This is a genomic window from Pseudomonas sp. 313, from assembly GCF_000316965.1.
Taxonomy (GTDB): Bacteria; Pseudomonadota; Gammaproteobacteria; order Pseudomonadales; family Pseudomonadaceae; genus Chryseomonas; species Chryseomonas benzopyrenica.
The window spans coordinates 150748-171285 of record NZ_ANBZ01000079.1 but is presented as its reverse complement, the minus strand read 5'-3'; the positions used below and the strand labels follow the sequence as shown (position 1 = coordinate 171285).

General features: G+C 57.8%; 21 protein-coding genes. 4 read left to right on the top strand and 17 right to left on the bottom strand.

The features are described 5' to 3' along the window. Positions 1-453: 453 nt before the first annotated feature. The 17 genes from C722_RS25915 to C722_RS0118860 all read right to left on the bottom strand — a co-directional run bounded on the left by C722_RS25915 (position 454) and on the right by C722_RS0118860 (position 17884). Positions 454-1206, bottom strand: a complete 753-nt coding sequence (locus tag C722_RS25915) for a capsular polysaccharide synthesis protein (RefSeq protein WP_081594607.1) — start codon at positions 1204-1206, stop codon at positions 454-456. 60 nt (positions 1207-1266) lie between these two features. Next, a complete protein-coding gene (locus tag C722_RS26315) occupies positions 1267-3375 on the bottom strand; it encodes a hypothetical protein (protein WP_157225856.1) in 2109 nt (702 codons plus the stop codon). Then, positions 3360-4511, bottom strand: coding sequence for a glycosyltransferase (locus tag C722_RS25910; RefSeq protein WP_081594606.1), 1152 nt, complete (start codon positions 4509-4511; stop codon positions 3360-3362). Before C722_RS25910 ends, C722_RS26315 begins: the two co-directional genes overlap by 16 nt. Continuing rightward, the gene (locus tag C722_RS26310) at positions 4499-4729 is read right to left on the bottom strand and encodes a glycosyltransferase (RefSeq protein ID WP_157225855.1); all 231 of its coding nucleotides are present in this window, start codon (positions 4727-4729) and stop codon (positions 4499-4501) included. The genes C722_RS25910 and C722_RS26310 overlap by 13 nt, the downstream gene beginning before the upstream one ends. Before the next feature lie 3 nt (positions 4730-4732). Continuing rightward, entirely contained in the window at positions 4733-6034 is a 1302-nt protein-coding gene (gene flgL / locus C722_RS0118920) for a flagellar hook-associated protein FlgL (RefSeq protein ID WP_017642018.1), read from the bottom strand. 11 nt (positions 6035-6045) lie between these two features. Further along, positions 6046-8085, bottom strand: a complete 2040-nt coding sequence (gene flgK, locus C722_RS0118915; RefSeq protein WP_017642017.1) for a flagellar hook-associated protein FlgK — start codon at positions 8083-8085, stop codon at positions 6046-6048. A gap of 8 nt (positions 8086-8093) precedes the next feature. After that, complete coding sequence (flgJ, locus tag C722_RS0118910) at positions 8094-9311, bottom strand: flagellar assembly peptidoglycan hydrolase FlgJ (protein ID WP_017642016.1); 1218 nt, start codon at positions 9309-9311, stop codon at positions 8094-8096. Between the two features lie 12 nt (positions 9312-9323). Beyond that, positions 9324-10424 (bottom strand): flagellar basal body P-ring protein FlgI, encoded by a 1101-nt coding sequence (locus C722_RS0118905; protein WP_017642015.1) that lies wholly within the window; start codon positions 10422-10424, stop codon positions 9324-9326. Between the two features lie 11 nt (positions 10425-10435). Then, complete coding sequence (gene flgH / locus C722_RS0118900; protein WP_017642014.1) at positions 10436-11131, bottom strand: flagellar basal body L-ring protein FlgH; 696 nt, start codon at positions 11129-11131, stop codon at positions 10436-10438. 21 nt (positions 11132-11152) lie between these two features. Next, the gene (flgG, locus tag C722_RS0118895; RefSeq protein WP_017642013.1) at positions 11153-11938 is read right to left on the bottom strand and encodes a flagellar basal-body rod protein FlgG; all 786 of its coding nucleotides are present in this window, start codon (positions 11936-11938) and stop codon (positions 11153-11155) included. A 46-nt stretch (positions 11939-11984) separates the two neighbouring features. After that, a complete protein-coding gene (locus C722_RS0118890) occupies positions 11985-12728 on the bottom strand; it encodes a flagellar basal body rod protein FlgF (protein ID WP_017642012.1) in 744 nt (247 codons plus the stop codon). A gap of 169 nt (positions 12729-12897) precedes the next feature. Then, the gene (flgE, locus tag C722_RS0118885; RefSeq protein WP_017642011.1) at positions 12898-14247 is read right to left on the bottom strand and encodes a flagellar hook protein FlgE; all 1350 of its coding nucleotides are present in this window, start codon (positions 14245-14247) and stop codon (positions 12898-12900) included. A gap of 26 nt (positions 14248-14273) precedes the next feature. Next, on the bottom strand, positions 14274-14984 hold the full coding sequence (locus tag C722_RS0118880) for a flagellar hook assembly protein FlgD (protein WP_017642010.1): 711 nt from the start codon (positions 14982-14984) through the stop codon (positions 14274-14276). Positions 14985-14996: 12 nt separating this feature from the next. After that, positions 14997-15434: a flagellar basal body rod protein FlgC gene (gene flgC / locus C722_RS0118875; protein WP_017642009.1), complete on the bottom strand. Its 438-nt coding sequence runs from the start codon at positions 15432-15434 to the stop codon at positions 14997-14999. 2 nt (positions 15435-15436) lie between these two features. Continuing rightward, positions 15437-15859, bottom strand: coding sequence for a flagellar basal body rod protein FlgB (gene flgB / locus C722_RS0118870; RefSeq protein WP_017642008.1), 423 nt, complete (start codon positions 15857-15859; stop codon positions 15437-15439). 222 nt (positions 15860-16081) lie between these two features. After that, positions 16082-16909 (bottom strand): protein-glutamate O-methyltransferase CheR, encoded by an 828-nt coding sequence (gene cheR / locus C722_RS0118865; RefSeq protein ID WP_026083954.1) that lies wholly within the window; start codon positions 16907-16909, stop codon positions 16082-16084. A gap of 42 nt (positions 16910-16951) precedes the next feature. Then, complete coding sequence (locus C722_RS0118860; protein ID WP_017642006.1) at positions 16952-17884, bottom strand: chemotaxis protein CheV; 933 nt, start codon at positions 17882-17884, stop codon at positions 16952-16954. A gap of 98 nt (positions 17885-17982) precedes the next feature. On the opposite strand from C722_RS0118860, the gene flgA reads away from it, so the two are divergent. The 4 genes from flgA (at position 17983) to C722_RS0118840 (ending at position 20532) form a co-directional block, all read left to right on the top strand. Next, entirely contained in the window at positions 17983-18711 is a 729-nt protein-coding gene (gene flgA / locus C722_RS0118855; RefSeq protein ID WP_081594605.1) for a flagellar basal body P-ring formation chaperone FlgA, read from the top strand. A 160-nt stretch (positions 18712-18871) separates the two neighbouring features. Continuing rightward, on the top strand, positions 18872-19180 hold the full coding sequence (flgM, locus tag C722_RS0118850; protein WP_017642004.1) for a flagellar biosynthesis anti-sigma factor FlgM: 309 nt from the start codon (positions 18872-18874) through the stop codon (positions 19178-19180). A gap of 60 nt (positions 19181-19240) precedes the next feature. Beyond that, positions 19241-19708, top strand: coding sequence for a flagella synthesis protein FlgN (locus C722_RS0118845; protein ID WP_017642003.1), 468 nt, complete (start codon positions 19241-19243; stop codon positions 19706-19708). A gap of 89 nt (positions 19709-19797) precedes the next feature. After that, positions 19798-20532, top strand: coding sequence for a flagellar brake protein (locus C722_RS0118840; RefSeq protein WP_017642002.1), 735 nt, complete (start codon positions 19798-19800; stop codon positions 20530-20532). The last annotated feature ends 6 nt before the right edge of the window (positions 20533-20538 follow it).

Genomic DNA, 20538 nt, shown 5'->3' with positions numbered 1-20538 from the left:
CGACCTCGGGGAGGGGCTGTACCCAGGCATCCCATGAAGTTCGCGTTCATCCTCTTTATCGACGCTCTCAAAAAAACCTTTAATTTTTTTTTGAAAGCCCTTGACGTGCTATGGACATGACATGCTGCATCTTGTCTTCCAATGCATCTATTTATCGGCAGGGAGGAAATTTTCTTGAGGCAACGGCAAGCACGTAGAAATCAATTATTACCAACAGTGAAAAGAAACACCAAAGACCTAGATATCAATCTCAACCTTTTGATCGCATCAAATTTTTTGAAACCTCAAATGCGCATGACGCATGACGCATGACATAACGCAAAAGATAGAAAAGATAGAAAAGATAGAAATTTAGGCCATTAAAATAAATTTTAAGACACAAAACACCAACATCTGAAACAAGCAACGCACCGATCTAGTAAAATTAAAAAATTTGATCACAATAAATCCGTGTTACCTATACGGCAGCCCAAGATTTTCAACCTCATCCACTGGCAAACTTCTCAAGATACTTTTTCTATATTTATATACTAAAGGGTGAAAAAAATCACCTATAAAGGTCCATTGTATCGGGTAACTAGGAATAGATTTTGCCAGCGGATTGGCGTTAGGGCGCAAACAATCATAAGGACCTTTAGCTGGACTCCTCAAAAGCGCCATATGTTTACGACTCAAGAAATCGTTCATATTTTCGAGCAGTTCCGCGCTGAAAGGAGTGTCAGATCTCCCTATCCAGCGATTTGTTGCCACAAGATTCTGCCATTCATCAGGCAGCCATTTACCGCACACTGAGTGTACGGCCGCTGCACCCCCTTCGATTTCCGGCTTACCCATAAGTAAGGCATCACTGCTCGAAAACAAAATCATGGCTTCAGCATAGCTTACCTCTATTGGCTTTATATCGCTCCAACAACCTCCATAACAATGTAGGAGATAAGCCCTTATGTAATCCGATTTATGCACGTCCGACAAAAGCGAAAAAGCCGAATGTAAAGGCCTTTCCTTCAAAATAAATTCTGCTATGTTATTTTTCGTTACCAAACAAACCGGGATATTCAAGTTCTTCTGTATGAGCTCAAGACCTACGCGCCTATTAGGAGTCAAATCGCCATCCCACCAAAAGCACCAAACCACTTTCGTCACGCCATCTTCACCACAGAGTCCGACCAAATCGCCTTTATTAATTATCTCTTTTCTAAGACTCAAGACTTCCCCTCCGAAACTTCAAGTAAAAAATCGTCTAAAAACAGCCAGGGACTACTTCCTTCATTGAAGCCAACCCTCATACCATTTTTTAAGATTGTCACCTTCCAGCATCCACTGGTCGTTTACTGCTTTCCTCAAGTTACAACCCGCTGATTTCAAAATATTTGGCTCTGCAATTAATGACCTTATAGAGTCGACCCAGTCTCTATAACGATTTTTCACTTTGAAAATAGGAAGACTGGAACTTGCATAGCAGCCGACATCGCTGGCCAGGACGGGATAGCCACAAGCTCCATACTCCAGCAATTTTAGATTCGTCTTACAACGATTAAATAAATTATCCTCAAGAGGTGCTATAGCCAGGCTAAGCCCAAGAGATGCCATTTTTTCAGGATACTTTTCAATAGGAACGCCAGCATGGAACTCTCTTACGTATGGCTTAATAATTTCAGGACAAAATCCAAAGAAAACCCAATCCACATACGGTGCTAGATCCCTGACGACATCTGCTATCATTTCCAGGTCGCCCGTATGACTCACTCCCCCCACCCATCCGACACGTGGCTTATCAGATAAGATCTCAAGCGGTTGCAATTGCAGCCACCACCTAACGGGCAGATAGTTCTTGACTACCCTTATATCCGAGTGAAGCCCATCAAATCCTTCAGCCAATGCATTGGAAGAGACGACAAATCTGTCTACACAAGACAAAACCTTTCTCAAGCTCCTTAAGATATCGCGTGGCATATCATTACGGTGCAAGCTTTTCATAGGCAGATTGGGAAGATAATCATCTAGCTCGAAGACCTTAAAAGCTTTATTATAGGTACTATTACGAGATATTATTTCGAATTGCTCGGAGGTAATTTGCCGCTGAAATACGACACTGTCGGCTTTAAAGCGCTCCAACTCGACAACATCAAGAAGTCTATCGCCAATTGAGCCATCGACAAGTCCCTGTTCCCTCAATGCCAAGTGAGGTTGTAGAACTCTATAGTGACCACAGCCATGCATATCGGCCGGATAGGCCAACACTCGTGGCTGCTGCAATATGGTACGAGGATGCCAGCCGACAGGTTGAGCGTAGTTTATCGAAAAACCGCCCGACTCCAATCCCAACCTGCTGTTATAAAAGATGTCTGCTGACAAACGAGAAAGCCAAACGCTATAAAAATAATCTAAATCACTAGCGGAAGGTTCTTCCTTCGCTACCTCAGCCTCCGCCACGGACATCAAGACATCAGGGACCCAAACATTGAGGTACCCTATACTGGTAAGTCTAAATCCTAAATCAATACAAGCGGACAGCTCGCTTTCTAACGATTCGTTGAACCCTCCAACCTCTATCAAAGCGCTTCTTGAAATCAGAAGAGCCTCAGGTGGTAAAGCGCTGAAATTCTGAGAAAGCTGTAGCCTCTTTAGATATCCGGCATCGTTCGGGCCGTTGCCTACAAAGGAACTCCGCACGTAGCCTTCTAATCCAGGTATCAACCCCGCTCCAGCGATGCTTCCTGAAAAAGACAAAAACTTAGGCGAAACCATAGCAACCTCTGAGCGACCGCCATGATTTAGCATTTCTTCCAGCCAGTTACCCTGCAAAATGCGAATTTTGCTGGAAAGCAATAGCAGAAAATCATCGCCAGACTGGCCAAAGGCGAAATTTAGTACTTCCCCGTAAGGCTTTCCATTGAAACGCAAAATGGAAATACCTTCAGCCTTCAAAGACTCAAGAGAGGTCAGCCATGTATCCAGAACAGGTGCAAGGTAGCCGTACGCCAAGAGTACGATATTGACCTTATAACCTGAACACGTTTCGAAAATCTTCTCTATCAAAGATACGATAGAATCTAAATCAGAATCCAGCTTTAATAAGATAGTAATTGAACGCTTCTCAGAGCAACCATAATCCACATAATAGGTGCCTGGGGACCGGTTTACGACACGAGCAGAGTAACCTCTACGAGCTAGATGAGAGGAAATTATATCTCTATATTCGTCATAACAAGCCAAGACCGGTGCAGCGCCCTTTGTCAAAAGCTCTTCAATATGAAGAACTGATGAGATGCCTTTGGCCTCAACGTAGCGCAAAATGAACTCAAAAGCCATGCCAGCCAGACTGACTGCAGAAACACCATCCAGTGCAGGAAGGTCATTCAGGGAAAAAACCAATTACTATTAAGACAAGGAGCTGACAATAGCATATCAAGATTAAAACCTGACTTTAACGCCAGGGCAACTGGAGCATCGCTTTCTGCATACAAGGTATCGCCATAAAACACGCTTACACCAGATTGACAGCATGCTTGAAGCAATCCTAAAACGATACCTTCCTCAAGAATCTTTTCTCCACACTCTAAAAAAGCGAACCAATCTGAATCCAGCTCTCTGAGAGAGCTTAACAGCACAGCAGACATCTCTGCCTGAGAAGAAACTATCCACTTAACACAAGGATAATCTGAAAGCAAAAACCTTTCATCAGATATCAGAAAAACCTCTACAGACAAAAACTGGCAGGCGAAAATACTGGAAATAGAATCTAAGAGCGCCGACCTTTGTTTTGCAAAATCATCAATCTTAATAAAGAAAGCAATCCGAGCTGAAGGGGCCGCCTCGATCATGGGTTTCATTATCGAAACCTGTTGAGGGGAAAGCTGTTGGTTTTTTAGCCAATCCTCCAAGCCCGAAATCTTGTTATGATCTTTCTCTACAAGATACGACATCACAAGAGATCTAGCTTCAGCCACATCGCAACTTTCTAAAAAGGGATAGCGACTGTATATCTCCGCATATAGCTGGGGATAGTTATCAAAAGCTTGCTCAGAGCGCCTCAAGGCGCCAGAATCCGTAGGTAAACGCATTCTAACTTCAACGGTAGCCTCCTGGACATGAAGAAAGGGTACCTTAGCCGAAAGCTTTAGCAGGAAATCCCAGTCTTCCAAACCAGAAAGCCCAGTATCAAACCCCCCCACCTCAACAATCAAATGCAAGGGACAAGCAAACGTATTTAGCGGTATATAGTTTTCGACATGAAGCCTTTCTAGTGAAAATTCTTCATGCTCATAACGTAGCTCTCGAGCGACCTCGAAACGCTCATCCCCATCTATATTCTCAGCGATATGGATAGCATCGGAGTATACAAAAAAACCAGGATTTCTCTGTATCGCCCCATATAGGACATCGAGATGATTCGGCAAAAATACATCATCATCATCCAGGAAAACAATGTATTTTCCAGAAGCATATTTCAAGGCACTATTACGCGCAAAAGCAGGCCCTGAATTTTTTTCAAGAACTACATATGCCAAAGGAAACTAAAACCTTCCAATAACTCGGAAACATCAGCCCCCGCATCGTTTACAACGATGACCTCCAGAGCCTGAAACTCTGTCTCCTGAATACTTTTCAAAGCACACGATAAAAATGCCGGACGATTATAGGTAGTTACTACCACACTAAAAAAAGGAGAAATCGCTGAACCAAACCCTTTTCGCAACAGCTCGGAACCATTTTTTTCTCGTTGCATTTTCTAGCCTAAGTAGTTGAAAAGACTCAGCTGTGATACTTTCACAAAACTTTGTTGTGTCGCCTGAAGAACTGTATTCTGCAGCGCATAGCGTGACAGGGCTTCAGCATAGTCCAGATCTTGAAGATCCGACTGCACCGACTTGTTGACCAGGCTGACGTCGGCGATGAAGTCGCTGGTGGAGTCGATGACGTTGAGGCGCGCACCGACCTTGCCGCGGATACCATCGACCTGGGTATAGGCCGTATCGAGGTTGCTCAGGGCTACTGCAGCACTGTCGCGCATCTTGTACACGCCCTCGGTGCTGCCATCGCCGCTCTCCAGGGCCTTGCGCAAGTCGGATACCACGTTGAGCAGGCTGCGCTTTTCGTTGGCGGTATCGCGGGTGATCTTGAACTCGTCACCGGCCGCCGGAGCGCCGTCCATCTGCACCTTCACCCCGCCATAGCTGATGAACTTGCTGGCTTCCTGGGTGCTGTTCAGGCTGTCCGCCTTGAGCTGGCCAACCGGCGGATTGGCCGGGTCGTAGGCCGCCCATTCGGCAGCGGTAGGCGCCTTGGAGAGGTCGTAGACGACGTATTTCTTGTCATCGAGGAAATGGATACCGACGCCATCGGTCGCGGCCGGCGGATTGCTGGCGGGAAAGGTCTCGTCGTAGGCCTTTTTGTCATCCACCAGTCCGAGCGAGATCCGCCCGGTCCCGGTATTGCCAGGCACCGGCGTGGTCGCGACGCGATTGGCGTTGAAGTTGTTTTCGAAGGCGTCCTTGCCGCTGTCGCTGATGGGCACGAAGGTGGAACTGGCGATCTGCACGCTGCGCTGGCCTTCGTCGCCATTGTAGCTGTAGGTGCCGTCAGCATTGCGTACATAGGGCTGGGTGTCGCCCATGGAGCCGGAGAACAGGTATTTGCCGCTGGCATCCTTGCTGTTCATCAGGTTCATCAGCTCGTCTTCGCGCTGACCGACTTCCTTGGCCAGGGATGCGCGATCGGTTGGATCCAGGGCACCGTTGCCGGCCTGGACGGCGATCTCGCGGATGCGCGTCAGCACTGTTTCCACCGAGGTGAGCATGGCTTCCCCGGTGTTGAGGCTGTTCTTGGCGGCGGTCATGCCGGTGTTGTACTGGCTGTTGAGCGCCTCCTCCTGGCTGATCTGCAACAGCTTGATCGACGCCACCGGATCGTCCGCGGGCGTGAGGATCTTCTTGCCGGTGCTGATCTCTTCCTGGGTACGGGTCACGTTGCCGTAGTTATTCTGCAGGCCACTGATACCGTTGTTGAACGCCTGAGCGGTAGAAATGCGCATGGCCGGTTTCCTTATCTGAAGGCGCCGAGCAGGGTGTCGAACAGCGACTGGGCGATCTTGATGACCTGCGCCGAGGCACCGTAGTACTGCTGGAACTGGACGAGTTTGGCGGCTTCCTCATCGAGGTTGACGGCCGACAGGGAGTCACGATTGTCCTGGGACTGCTTGAGCACGGTTTCGCTGGCGGCCGAATCCACCCGCACCTGGGCGGTCAGGGTACCGACCCGCTCCACCAGGCCGCCGTAGGCGTTGTTGTAGGTGGTGCCGGTGTTGCCATAGCCCCCCATGGTGGGTTTGGTCTGCAAAGCCACCAGGTTCAGGGCGTTACGGTTGTCCGAAACGGCGCCCTTGTTGGTGCCCAGGGTGAAGCTGTCGCCGGATTGCGGCACGCCGCTGAGGTTGAAGTCGTAGGTGTAGCTGTTGTTGGTGGTCGGGTCGGTGTACTGCAGACGGAGCGTATTGGTCTGGCCGCTGGTGAGCACGCCGGCCGTGGGTGACAAGTAGCTGAGCGTTGCGCCGCTCGGCAGAGTGCCATCCAACTGGTTGGTAGTGCTGTTGAAGCTCAGCTTCAGGCCATCGGCCCCGAACAGCCGCCCGAAGTCGGCGGTATTGACCGGCGAGACTGAAGTGGTCAGCGCCGGCTGGGTAATGGCACCGGTACCGCGGTTATTGGTGGTAGCCCCCGCCTTGGCCGTGCCGGCGAAGCCCAGCTGGTCGGCCTGGGCCAGATCCACCTTGAGCTGGGAAGCGCCGCGACGGGTGGGCTGCAGGCTGAACACATCGCCCGCCTGGGCCTTGGCGAGCTCGGCGGCACTGAATTGCACCTTGAAGCCCTGATCGTTGCCGTTGGCATCGGTCAGGGTCAGGGTGACCGGATCGCTACCGCTCTTGTTGACCGTGAGCGCCGCGTTGTCACTGGCACGGCGCGCCGTGAAGCCGGTGCCGTTGTAATCGAGGCGGTAGTCGCTCGGCGAGAGCTTGCTGGTATCGGTGATGCTTAGGGTCGCGTTGGCCGAGCCAGTGTTGGTGGACCGACCCATGACCCGCAGACCGATGCTCTGAGTGTCGTTGATATTGCCGAACAGCGCGGAGCCGGCATTGCCGGACAGGTCCAGGCCCTGCCCCAGTTGCCGGTTGACGGTGTCCGCCAGCGTCAGCGACAACTGTCCCAGGCTGTTGTAGGCATGGTCCAGCGCCGTGTCGCGATAGGACAGCAGACCGCCCATCTCGCCGCCGCTAAGCTGGCTGGTGACGTTCTGCTCGGTCGAGCCCGAGGTCAGGACGATCTGGAAGCGTGAGGGATCGTCGGTACCCGGCTTGGCCGTCATGCTGGATACGGTATTGCCCACCACCAGCGGCTGGCCGGTGCCGACGAACAGGTTCAGCGCGCCGTCGTCCTGTTCCACCACCTGCAGACCGACCATACCCGACAGTTGCTTGATCGCCTGCTCACGGGAGTCGATGAGATCGTTAGGCGCGCCGCCGGCAGCCTTGGAACGGGCGATGGCGTCGTTGAGACTGCCGACGCTCTTGGCCAGGGCATTGACCTGATTGGTCAGCGCCGACAGCTGATCGTTGATCTGGCCGTTCTGCTTGTCGACCTGGTCGTACAGGGTGTTGAACGACTTGGCCATGCCCTGGGCCTGGGCGAGCACGGCCTCCCGCGCCGGAATCGACGAAGGATCCTGGGCAGCGGTCTGCAGGGTGGCGAAGAACTTCTGCATGGCCGGGGTGATACCCGTCGTGCTGTCGGACAGCAGGCCGTCGAGCTGGGAGATCTGGCTCTTGAAGGTCTGCAGTTCGCTGTTCTGGCTGTTGGCCGAGCGTACCTGGCTGGTGAGGAAATCACTGGCGAGGCGACGCACATCCACCGTCTGGGAGCCGGAACCGACATAACCCGAGCCGTTGTACTGGGCGATGTTGGTCTGCTGGATGGTCTCCTGCCGCGAATAGCCAGGCGTGTTGACGTTGGCGATGTTGTGGCCGGTGGTGGTCAGGGCGTTTTGCGTGGACCTCAGGCCCGACAGACCAATGGAAAGTAGATCAGCCATGGCTCACCTCAACCGCGGGACGGACTGGTGCCCAGGGAGGCGACCGTCTGATAGGTGTTCATGTTGCGAGCGATCTGGATCACCTTGCGGGCGTATTGCGGATCGGTGGCGTAGCCGGCCTGCTGCAGGCCCTGCATGAAGCGCTCGGAATTGCCGTTGGTGGACAGCGCCTTGTCGTAGCGATCATTGCTCTGCAGGAAGTTCACGTAGTCGTGGAAGCTGTCGGCGAAGGAATCGTAGGTGCGGAACTTCGCGGTCTCGGTCACCGCCTTGCCGTTGACGAATTCCTGGGTCACTGCCGCGGCACTGCCGCCATCCCAACCATGGGATTTGATGCCGAACAGGTTGTTGCTGTTGCTGCCATCGGCCTGCTTGACCATGTGCTTGCCCCAGCCGGTTTCCAGCGCCGCCTGGGCGACCAGGTACTTGGGGTCCACGCCCAGGCGCTTCGCCGCGGCTTCGGCCATGGGCATCATGGTGTCGACGAATTCCTGACGGGTGCGGAAACGGGTCTTGCCGGTGGCAGCGGCGCCGTCCACGCTGGCGACGGTCTCGGTCGCAGCGGCCGGCTTGCTGCCGGGTTGCGTGGCCTGCTGGCGCCAGGCGCTCTGGGCGGCCGCGACGTCCTGGAAGCTCTGCTTGAGGGTGGCGCCCTGCTCGGCCGCGCCGGAAATGTTGGCCGCGGTACGCTCGGCCAGACGCCCGGGCAGGGCCAGCCGGCGAGAGTTGAGTGCGCTGGAATCGTCACGCCCGGAGACGGCGGCACCTACCGGTTTGAGGCTGTTACTACCAGCCTCGTTGAGCTTGGCATTGCGACCGGCAGCCAGTTGGCTTTCGGTAGGCGCCGCCTGGCCGACTTGGGCGAAGGGATTGGGGCGCGCCGACGGCTGGGCGGTCTTGCTCAGCTGACGCTCCAGGACATTGGCCAGGCCGATACCGCCGCCATCCCGGGACAGGGAGACGGCCAACTGCTGGTCGTACATGTCCTGGTACTGCTTGGTGGTCTCACTGGAAAAAGGGCTGTCCTTGTCCGCCAGCGCCTGGTTGGCGCTGCGCATGGACTTGAGCATCTGGTTCAGGAACAACGACTCGAATTCGCCCGCGACCTTCTTGACGTTTTCCGCGCTGTCGCGATCCTTACCCTTCATCTGGGCCAACCGATTCAGGTCGGTAAAGGCCCCCGAATCCTTGACGTTGCCGTAGTTGCCACCCAGACGAGATTCCATCGCCCGTTCTCCTTAAATTACGATCAGATCGGCCTGCAAGGCGCCGGCCTGTTTCAACGCTTCGAGAATGGCCACCAGGTCGCTGGGCGCCGCGCCCACCTGATTCACCGCTCTCACGATTTCGTCCAACGTGGTGCCCGGACCGAACTTGAACATCGGCTTGGCCTCCTGCTTGGCCTTGACGGTCGACTGGGGCGTCACCACCGTCTGCCCGCCCGACAAGGGATTGGGCTGGCTTACCTGAGGGTCCTCGCTGATGGTCACGGTCAGGCTGCCCTGGGTCACCGCCGCCGGCGAGACCTTGACGTTCTGGCCGATGACGATGGTCCCGGTGCGGGAGTTGACGATGACCTTGGCCACCGCCTGCCCCGGATCGACCTCCATGTTCTCCAGGATCGAGATGTAGTCGACGCGCTGGCTGGGATCCACCGGCGCCGTGACGCGAATCGATCCGGCATCAACAGCTGATGCAACACCCGCGCCAAGTGTCTCGTTGATCTTGTCGACGATGCGTTTGGCGGTGGTGAAGTCGCTGCGATTCAGGTCCAGCGTGATGCTGTTGCCCTGGTCGAAGCCACTCGGCACCGGTCGCTCGACAGTGGCCCCATTGGGAATGCGCCCGGACGACGGAACGTTGACGGTGATCTTCGAACCGTCACGGCCTTCGGCGTCAAAACCCCCGACCACCAGGTTGCCTTGGGCGATGGCGTAGATCTGACCATCGATACCCTTGAGCGGCGAGAGCAGCAGGCTGCCGCCTCTCAGGCTCTTGGAGTTGCCGATGGAGGACACCGTGATATCGATGGTCTGACCGGGCTTGGAAAAGGCCGGCAGATCGGCATGGATGGATACCGCCGCGACGTTCTTCAGCTGCGCCGTGGTGCCCGGCGGCACCTTGATGCCGAACTGCGCCAGCATGTTGTTGAAGGTCTGCACGGTGAAGGGCGTCTGGGTGGTCTGGTCACCGGTACCGGGCAGCCCCACTACCAGGCCGTAGCCGATCAGCTGGTTGGTCCGCACGCCCTGGATGCTGGCGATGTCCTTCAGGCGATCCGCCTGGGCCAGCGGCATGACCAGGGCCAGGGCGGCAGCGGCGATGAGGCTCTTGAACATGGCGCTCATCCTCAGAAGGGCATCAGGGGGCTGCCGAAGAGCTGGCTCAGCCAGCCCGGCTGACTGGCATCGGCGAAGGCGCCAGTGCCCGAATAGGTGATACGTGCATCGGCTACGCGGGTGGAGGACACGGTGTTGTCGGTGGCGATGTCGTCAGCGCGGACCATGCCCTGGATGCGCATGAGTTCGTTGCCGGTGTTGAGGGTCAACCACTTCTCGCCACGCACTACCAGGATGCCATTGGGCAGCACTTCGGCGATGGTCACGGTCAGCGAGCCGGACAGGCTGTTGCCCTGGGCCGCGGTGGACTTGCCGGTGTTGGAGCGGTTACCGGAGAAACCGGCGTCCAGACTCAAGTCGCCATCGGCCAGCGGATTGGGAATCGAGGGCTTGGCGCCGAACAGCGAGGTCAGCCCCAGAGTCGCCTTGGTGTTCTTGGCGATATCAGAACTGGCGTTCTTGCTGGCCTGGGTCCGCTCCTGCAGGGTGATGGTGATGATGTCGCCGATACGGAAAGCCTTGCGGTCGGTATAGAGATTCTGCTCGAACCCCGACTGGAAGATGGCGCCGTTGTTTTGCGCCGCCGGCACCGGGGTACGCGGCAGCACCGGGGCGTAGTAGGGATCGTCAGGCTTGGCGGCCGGGGCTACGCATCCTGCGAGTACGAGCGCTCCCAGGAGCGGGGCGACGGCGAATAGAGGTTTCATGGAGCGCGTCCTCACAGGGGATTAGAGCTGCTGGGTAACGAAGCCGAGCATCTGATCGGCGGTGGAAATGACCTTTGAGTTCATCTCGTAGGCGCGCTGGGTGGTGATCATGTTCACCAGCTCCTCGACCGTGCTCACGTTGGAGTTTTCCAGGGTGCTCTGCAGCACGGTGCCAAGGCCGTTCAAGCCCGGGGTACCGACCTGAGGCGCGCCGCTGGACGCGGTCTCGCTGAACAGGTTTTGGCCCACGGCCTGGAGGCCGCCCGGGTTGACGAACTGGGCGATCTGCAGGTTGCCGATGACCTGGGGCGCGGCCTGGCCGGCGGTGGTGACCGACACGGTGCCGTCTTCGCCGACGGTAAAGGTCTTGGTGTCGGCAGGCAGCACGATGGCAGGCTGCAGTGCGAAGCCATTGGCGGTGACCAGCTGGCCATCGGCATTGAGGTGAAAGGTGCCGTCACGGGTGTAGTTGATGGTCCCGTCGGGCATGGTCACCTGGAAGAAGCCATCGCCGTTGACAGCCATGTCCAGCGGCTGGTCGGTGGTCTGCAGCGAACCCTCGGTGAAGTTCTTCTGGGTGCCGACGATGCGCACACCGGTACCCAGCTGCAGGCCGGAGGGGAGCTGGTTGTCCTGGGTGGACTGGGCACCGGGCTGGCGGCGGATCTGGTACAGCAGGTCCTGGAATTCGGCGCGATCGCGCTTGAAGCCCGTGGTGGACACGTTGGCCAGGTTGTTGGAGATGGTAGTGAGGTTCATGTCCTGGGCGGACAGACCGGTCTTGGCGACCCACAGTGACGACATCATGCTGGTATTCCTCGAAGTGCCGGTTTTACGTCGGCGCTAGCCGTTATCAGGAGAATTGCAAAACCTTTGCCATCGCCGCGTCGTTGTCTTCCGCGCTGCGCATCATCTTTACCTGCAGCTCGAACTGGCGGGACAGCGACAGGATCGAGGTCATTTCCTCCGCCGCATTGACGTTGCTCGACTCGACGAAGCCGGAGACCAGGGAGACGTTGGCATCCATGGGCGGCGCTGCCTGGCCCTGCTTCATGTGCAGCAGGCCGTCGAGCCCCTTTTCCATCTGCTTGGTGTCGGGATTGACCAGCTTGATGCGGTCGACCTGGGCCAGGGCATTGGCCGCCTGGCCGGATCCGCGCACGGTGATGCTGCCGTCCTGACCGATTTCCACTTTGGAAGCAGGCGGCACGGCAATGGGACCGCCATTGCCGAGCACCGGCAAACCACTGCCGGTCCGCAGCATGCCAAGGGGGTCGATCTGCAGGCTGGAGGTGCGCACATAGGCCTCCTTGCCGGAGGGATCCTGGACTGCGACGAAGCCCGGCCCCTGGATGGCCACGTCCAGGTCACGGCCCGTCTCCTGCAGCGCGCCAGGGGTGAAGTCCGTCGCCGGCCGCTCACTCATGGAGTAGACGCGCGACGGCATGGTCTCGCCGAACACCTGCATCGAGCGCGCCTGTTCGAGATCCTTGCGGAATCCCGAAGTCGAGACGTTGGCCAGGTTGTTGGCGTGGGCGCGCTGGGCCATCTCGTTCTGGCTGGCGCCGGTCATGGCGACGTACAGCAGCTTGTCCATCTGATCCTCCGACGGCGGCAGATTGCCGCCAAGCTTGCGTTCGGAGGTTCTTTAGCAAGCGCCGTTCCAGAAACTGAAAACCTTTTAAAATCAGTAGCCTGAAAATAGAAAAGCCTCCCGAGGGAGGCTTTTCCTGACGCCGAAGCGGCAAGCCGTCAGAGAAACGACATCAACGCAGGTTGATGATGGTCTGGGTAATGGCGTTCTCGGTCTCGATGGTCTTGGCGTTGGCCTGGTAGTTGCGCTGCGCCACGATCATGTCGACCAGCTCGGTGGAGATGTCCACGTTGGACGCCTCCAGAGCACCGGACTGCAAGGCACCTAGGGTGCCGGAGCGCGGTGTGCCGACTACTGGCTGACCCGATTCCGACGACTCGGTCCAGGAGGTCTTGCCCATGGGGGTCAGGCCCTGGACGTTGGCGAAGTTGGCCAGCACGACCTGACCCTGCACCTTGGACTGACCATTGGTGTAACGCGCGAAGATCTGGCCGGTATCGTCGATTTCCAGACCGGACAGCTGGCCCGTGGTGTAGCCGTCCTGGTTGACGCTGGTCACGGCGAAGGCACTGCTGTATTGGGTCGAGCCGCGCATGTCCAAGGTTATGCCGGCCGGGTTGGCGACAGCGCCATTGGAGGCCCAGGTCGCCGGGGTACCGCCGTTGGAGATGGCCGGGACCCAGTTGTCCAGCTTGAGCACGCCCTCGAAGGTGTTGGTGGTGGCGTTATTGACCTGCTTGAGATCGGTCGAGGCCACCTTGCCGCCATCGAGCGCGCCGCTGCTGGTGAACGGCAAGGTCACGGTGTAGGGCGTAGCAACCTTGGTGGTCGCGTCTTCCTTGGTGGGATCGCCCGGATTGCGGCCGTCGATCAGCACGTTCATGGTCCAGGAGTTGTTCGCGCCCTTGACGAAATACTGCGACAGGACGTGGGCGTTGCCCTGGCTGTCGTAGATGTTCACCGAGGTCGAGGAGTTGTAGCTGGTCGGATCGGACGGATTGAACGGGGTGGTGGTCGGCGTCGTCTGGGTCGAGTTCAGGTTGACCGTCTGCTTGATCGAGCTGGATGCCTTAGGGGCCTGGCTAGCCGTCTCGATGCGCAGGTCGCTACGCACGCCCGGCTGCAGCAGACCCTGGTCGTTGGTGGTGTAGCCCTGCAGCTTGTAGCCGTTGTTGTCGACGATGAAGCCTTGCTTGTCGGTCCCGAAGTAACCGGCACGGGTGTACTGGATGGCGCCATTGTTGCTGGTGACGAAAAAACCGTTACCGTTAATGCCCATGTCCAGCGCGTTCTGCGTGGAATCGATGGTGCCCTGGTTGAACAGCTGGCCGACGTTGCCCAGCAGCACGCCGCTGCCCTGGGCATTCTTGCCGGTACCCAGGACCGAGGCGGCATAGAGGTCCTGGAACTCCGCCCGCGACTGCTTGAAGCCGACGGTGCTGGCGTTGGCGATGTTGTTGCCGGTGATGTTGAGGTCACTGGACGCGGCCTTGATGCCGCTCAAACCGATATTGAAAGACATGCTGGATTCCTCTCGTGTGCCGCGCCTTACTGGCCGACCGCCTGGACTTTGGAGATGCCGATGCTGCCGACGCCGGCAAGGTTGAGTGTCATTTCGCCGCCGTTCTGCCCGAGCGTCACACTGTCGACGTTGGCTGGCAGACTGGTCTTCATGGCCGTGGTGGTGTCGTTCACGTTCGCCTGGGCCTCGAAGCGGTAGGTGCCGGCAGCCAGCTTCTTGCCGCTGGCATCGGTGCCGTCCCAAGTGAAGTTCACCAGGCCACTGGACTGCTGCCCCAGGTTCAGACGATTCACCTGACTGCCCGCATCGTTGTAGACGTTGACCCAGACGTTCGGACTGGAAGCGGTCAGGTTGAGCGCCCCCTTGAAGTCCGCGCTGGTGTCCACCTTGACCTTGTCGGTATCGACGATCACCTTGCGCCCGACCAGGGTCGAGGCCTGCAACGCCTGGGAGGACTGGCTGCCGGAGAGGATCGAGCCGACGCTGGTATTGAGGTTGGTGATGCCCTCGACGGTGCTGAACTGCGCCAGCTGCGCGATGAATTCGCCGTTGCCCTGCGGCTCCAGCGGATTCTGGTTGTTCATCTGAGCAACCATCAGCTTGAGGAACTCGTCCTTGCCGAGCTTGCCACCCTTCTTGCCATCGCTGGCGGTGGTTTCGGCGGACGTGCCGGTCTTGTTGACGGAGTACTTGTCGAGTACCGATTGAGCGGTGGAGTTGGTCGTGCTGATGGCCATGGCGCCGGTTCCTTACTGACCGAGGGTCAGTACCTTCTGCATCATCTGTTTGGCGGTATTCATCATTTCCGCATTGGTCTGGAAGGCGCGACTGGCCGAAATCATGTCGGCCATCTCCTCCACCACGTTCACGTTGGGGTAATAGACGTAGCCTTCCTTGTCCGCCATGGGATGATTGGGCTCGTAGCGCTTCTGCACCTCGCTCGGATCCTCGACGATACCCTTGACCTCCACCCCGACCCCGGCCTGGCCCTGGTCGTCGAACAGCGAAGCACCGCCCTGGGCCGCGTTGAACTGGGCAGCGAACACCGGATGCCGCGCCTTGTAGGTCTGATCGACGCTGGAGGAGACGGAGTCGGCGTTGGCCATGTTGCTGGCCACGGTATTGAGGCGCACGTTCTGGGCGCTCATGCCGCTACCGGCGATGTTGAACAGCGAACTCAGGGACATGGCTATTCTCCGCGCAGGGCCGACATCAGCCCCTTGAACTTGCTATTGAGCAGGGTGAAGCTGGCCTGGAAATTCATCGCGTTCTCGGCGTAGTTGGCCTGCTCGACCTGCGCATCCACGGTGTTCTGGTCCACCGAGGGCTGCGTGGGGATGCGATACTTCAAGGCCGAGTCGCCCATGCCCATGTCGAAGCCTTCGGCAGCGATATGGCGGCTGTTGGTGGTTTCCAGCTGATAGTGGCCGGAAGCCCCTGGCGCGCTCTTGGCCGCCTGCTCTGCCATGACGGCGCTGAAATCCAGATCCCGCGCCTTGTAGCCCGGGGTATCGGCATTGGCGATGTTGTTGCCCAATACTTCGGCGCGCTGCGAACGGAAGTTGAGCGCCTGCTCGTGCAACCCGAGTGCTTTGTCGAAACTGATGCTCATGTCGAGAGACCTTTGACGTGGCTTGCAAGCGATTTAGCAAGGCCCGTGCCAGTATCCAACATCCATCTAAATCAAGGGCTTAGCGCGACGCGGCAGTCAGAACGACGGCAAGCGGCAAGGTTTTTCCGCCACCTTTGCCGGCCCCCGAGGCAGGTGCGGCAAAACTTTGGCGCAAAAGAAAGGGCAGACCTGGGTCTGCCCTTTGGGTGTCCATCGACCGGCCTATTTGGCCTTGTAGATGATGCCCGGATTGCACTGCACCATCTGATAGAGATCCGGCAAGCCGTTGAGGGCTTCGGACGCACCCAGGAACAGATAGCCGCCCGGCTTGAGAGTGGCATGGATGCGGGTGAGGATGTCCTTCTTCACGTCAGCGGAGAAGTAGATGAGCACGTTGCGGCAGAACACCATGTCGAACTTGCCGAGGCTGGCATAGCTGTCCAATAGATTCAGGGCGCGGAATTCGATCCGACTGCGAATCGCCGGCTTGACCGCCCAGCGATTTGGCTGGAGCACGTCGAAGTAGCGCTGCAGGCGTTCCTGGGACAGACCACGACCGATGGCCAGAGAATCGTATTCACCGGATTTCGCCGCCGTGAGAATGGCACCGGACAGATCGGTCGCCACGATCTGCATGCCGCCACGCCCCTGCCCTGCCGCGCTGCGCTCGAATTCGTCCATGGTCATGGACAGCGAATAAGGCTCCTGCCCCGACGAGCAGGCCGCCGACCAGACCCGCAGGCGCTGGCCGAAGGTGTTCTTGGTCAATTCCGGCAGGAGGCGGTTCTTGAGCACCTCGAAGGGATAGGTGTCGCGAAACCAGAGGGTTTCGTTGGTCGTCATCGCATCGATGACCTTTTCCCGCAAACCGCCGCGGGGCTGCATCTGGATGCGCTGCACCAACTCCGACAACGTCTTGATCCCCTCGGTCTCCATCAGCTTGTTGAGCCGACTGGAGACGAGGTACTGCTTGTTGTCACCGAGCAGGATCCCGCTGGATTTCTCGAGGAAATCACGAAAAAGCACAAAATCCGCGTTGACTGCTGACACTGCCGCTCCGCCTTCTGGATACCGGGATAGAGACGCCTTCACCTAGTGACTGTCGACCGCGTTGATGCGCTCGGCTACCCGGGAGGCAAGATCATCGGGACGGAACTTGGCCAGGAAGTCGTCCGCACCGACCTTCTTGACCATCGCCTGGTTGAAGACGCCGGACAAGGAGGTATGCAGCAGTATATGCACTTTCTGCATCCGCGGATCATGACGGATTTCCGCCGTCAGGGTGTAGCCGTCCATTTCCGGCATCTCGATGTCGGAAATGATCATCAGCAATTCCTCTTCCGGGCGCTTGCCTTCAGCCACCATGGCCTGCAGGTAGTTCAGCGCCTGACGACCGTCGTTGAGGGAAATGACCTCTACCCCGACGGTTTCCAGGCAGCGGCTCACCTGCTTGCGCGCCACCGAGGAGTCATCGACGATCAGGACGCGCTTGGTGACGGCCTTGGCCTGTACCATTTCGCTGATGACGCCGGCCGACACCGTTTCGACGGACGGCGCCACTTCGGACAGGATCTTCTCCACGTCGATGATCTCGACGAGTTGGTTGTCGACGCGGGTGACGGCGGTGAGGTAGTGATCACGCCCCGTGCCCTTGGGCGGCGGGTTGATGCCTTCCCAGTTCATGTTGACGATGCGCTCCACCGAACGCACCAGAAAGCCCTGCACCTTGGTGTTGTACTCGGTAATGATCACGAAGCAATTGTTGATGTCCGGCAACCCGCGGCGACCGGTGGCCATGGCCAGGTCGATGATGGGAAAGGTGCCGCCACGAATGCTGGCCACGCCCCGTACCACCGGACTCGATTTCGGCATCACGGTGAGCTTGGGGCACTGCAGCACCTCCTTCACCTTGAAGACGTTGATGCCGTAGAGCTGCGAGCCGTCCAGGCGGAACAGCAGCAGTTCCAGACGGTTCTGGCCCACCAGTTGGGTACGTTGGTTGACTGCGTCCAATACACCAGCCATTTGGCGACTCCTCTCGTTGCCACAGACCGGTTGAAAAACTCGGCACAGGGCTTGCTTAGATGTGACTCATGAAGATCGAAGCGACGTGTTTCCGACCTATGAAAACCTCTTGCCGCTGGGCTGCGAATCTTGTGTTGATCCTGACATGCCTGGGCGGAAAGGCCTATGCAGAAGGCGACTACACCTCATCTGACGAACTTATCGGCGCTGTCGAAAGTTTTCTTGAGGAGCGCGTGCAGGAATATTTGCTGGAGACCAATTCCAACGCTCGCCATGAAACCCAGATCAACTCGCTGGATTCCCGCTTGCGTCTGGCCGCCTGCGACAAACCTCTGACGCTGTCGCAGCAGGGCAACCCGACGCCGGTGGGTCGGATCAACGTCAAGGTACGCTGCGAAGGCGCCAGTCCCTGGACGGTATTCGTGCCCGCGCAGGTCAAGCTGTATCGCCCGGTGGTGGTCACGCTGCAGCCCCTGTTGCGTGGCGCGGTGCTGGACAGCCAGAACGTGGCGCTGGTGGAGCGCGATGTCGGCACCCTGACCCAGGGCTACCTGACCAGCCTGGAACAGGTGATAGGTACCCAGCTGAAGCGTCAGGTGGTCAGCGAGCAGGTCCTGGCGCCGTCCTTTATCGAGCAGGCCGAACTCATTCGCAAGGGCGAGCAGGTGGTCATCAATGCCCGCAGCGCCTCCTTCAGCATCCGCATGCAGGGCGAGGCCCTCAGCGCCGGTGCCAAGGACGAGGAGATCCGGGTCCGCAATCTCAGCTCCAACCGGGTGATCCATGGTCGGGTCGTCGATCAGGGCCAGGTGGAGGTAGCCCTTTAGCGCAGGAGCCAAAAGAGGTACCTTGAACGTCCGCTCCCTGAACCTCTGCGCGTCATCCTGTCGAAGGATGTGACACGGCGCACAGGTCTACGGCTAAAGTTTCGGCTCAGTACGCCGATAAGCCGGACATGCGAACGAGACGACACGAGGATCTCCACTCATGGCTCTAGATATCAATCGCCTGAATTCGTCCTCTACTGCAGGCATAGGCAACACCAAGGCCGCCTCTACCAAGGACGTATCCACGGCTCAGACCAGCGACGTCAAGGCCACCCAAGGCACCGCCTCTGGCGAGTCGGTGAGCTTGAGCGCTGAAGCCAAGCAACTGAGTTCCCTGACCGCAGGGCTCAAGGATCTGCCGGTGGTCGACAGCGACAAGGTCAGCCGCTTGAAACAGGCCATCGCCGATGGCTCCTACAAGGTCGACAGCCAGAAGGTGGCCGACAAGCTGATGGCGTTCGAGTCCTGACGCCCGGTTCGGCACGGCCTTCCTGACGATCGTAACTAAGGTTCGAACGGAAACCGCGCCATGACCAATGCTACCTTGCTCGACATCACTCGCCACGACATCGACCTGAGCGAGCAACTGCTGGCCCTGATCGAGCAGGAATTCCAGGCCTTGAGCGAGCGCCAGCTCGATCGGCTGGAAGCGCTGCTGGGCCCCAAGCAGATCCTGCTCAAGCAGCTCGACCAGCATGCCCAGCAGCGCACTGCCCTGCTCCAGGCCCACGGCCTGCGCGCGGATCTGCAGGGCTTGCAAGCCCTGGCTGCGCGGCTGCCCGATGGGGAAGAACTACTGGCGCTTTCCAGCCAGCTCGCGCAGCTCATGGAGCAATGCAAAGCCCACAACTTCCGCAATGGCCAGATCATCCAGGCCAATCGTTTCGTGGTGGGCAAGTTGCTGAATGTGCTGCAGGGTACCTCGGCGCCCACGCTGTACAACCGTCGCGGTAACCAGACCGGCGGTGGCTATCAGCGCCCGCTGAGCTCGGCGTGAGCAGTGGATTTTTCTCACAGCGCGTTTTTCGCTGTACAGCTGGCCGTTAGCCATTATCCTTGCTGACCGCTGTTTACAGGAGTTTCCAGGTGCAAGGCTCTTCCGCTAGCGACAATGCCCCTCAACCCCCCCAGGTCTATCGCTCCAAGGGCGAGATCCTGGCGTGTCTGCGGCCGGCGCAACAGCAGCACATCCCGCTGCGGATCACCTTCAATCGCCAAGGGCAGCAATTCCAGAGCTTCGTCGTCGAGATCGACGAAGCCAAGGGCCTGATCGCGCTGGACGAATTCATTCCCCGTGAGGCCGAACGCCTGCTTGAGCAGGGTCAGTCCTTTCGGGTAGACAGCTTTCACGAAGGCATCAAGGTCACCTGGCAGATCGACCGTCCGGTCGAGTTCAGCGAACTGGACGGCACGCGCTGTTACTGGATCGGCCTGCCCGCGGAGCTCACCTATCACCAGCGGCGCAATGCCTATCGGGTCAAGTTGCTATTAACCCAGCCCGCCACCGCAGAACTGAGTCAGGGCAGCAGCCAGATCCAGTTGCGCGGCCAGTTGATCGACCTGTCAGCCACGGGCTGCAAGCTGCGCTTTCCCGGTAATGTCACCCATCTGCTGCAGCCGGGTCAGCAGGTGCAGAGCTTTACCGCCGAACTGCCCATCGGGGCCATCAATACCCCGGTGACCATTCGCCACGTGGCCTGCACGGAGCGTATGGAATTCAGCGACGTCGGTGTCTGCTTCAACAGCCTGACGGGGGCTGCGCAGCGTCAGATCGAGCGTTTCATCTATCAGTTGCAGCGAGAAAATCGCCGCTTCGAGTGACCGACC